1 protein-coding gene is annotated in these 476 nt (G+C 39.1%); it reads left to right on the plus strand.

The window, feature by feature from the left end; translation table 11 throughout:
- Positions 1 to 415, plus strand: a 415-nt coding sequence (gene tnpA, locus CWC14_RS18140; protein ID WP_138564290.1) for an IS200/IS605 family transposase, incomplete at its 5' end; no start/stop codon positions are given.
- Between the last annotated feature and the right edge of the window lie 61 nt (positions 416 to 476).

The following is a 476-nucleotide window of genomic DNA, read 5'->3' on the forward strand; positions in this document are numbered from 1 at the left end:
ATCGCATGTGTATTGGCGATGTCAATATCATATAGTTTGGACACCTAAGTATAGATTTAGGCTCCTTAAAAATAAAATAGGTAGGGATGTCTACAGGTGCATTCAGGTTTATTGCGAACAGCTTGGGTGCAAAGTTGTTGAGCTGAATGTACAAATAGATCACGTACACTTAGTAGTAAAAGTGCCGCCAAAACTGTCAATTTCAAAGTTAATGGGCGCATTGAAAGGTAAAATAGCGTTAAAAATGTTTAGTAAATATCCGTACTTAAGAAAGAACAAGCTATGGGGTAATCATTTTTGGCAGCGAGGATACTTTGTTGATACGGTAGGCATAAACGAAGAAATAATACGAAGATATGTCAGGCATCAGCAGAAGGAGGAGAGACAAGAGCAAGCTCAGTTAACTCTGGAGTAAACAACGCCCCCTTTTAGGGGGCTAATTCAAAGCCACCTTCTTTAGAAGGTGGATCTTTTAC

The organism is Pseudoalteromonas sp. S3260 (assembly GCF_005886925.1).
GTDB classification, from domain to species: Bacteria; Pseudomonadota; Gammaproteobacteria; order Enterobacterales; family Alteromonadaceae; genus Pseudoalteromonas; species Pseudoalteromonas tetraodonis.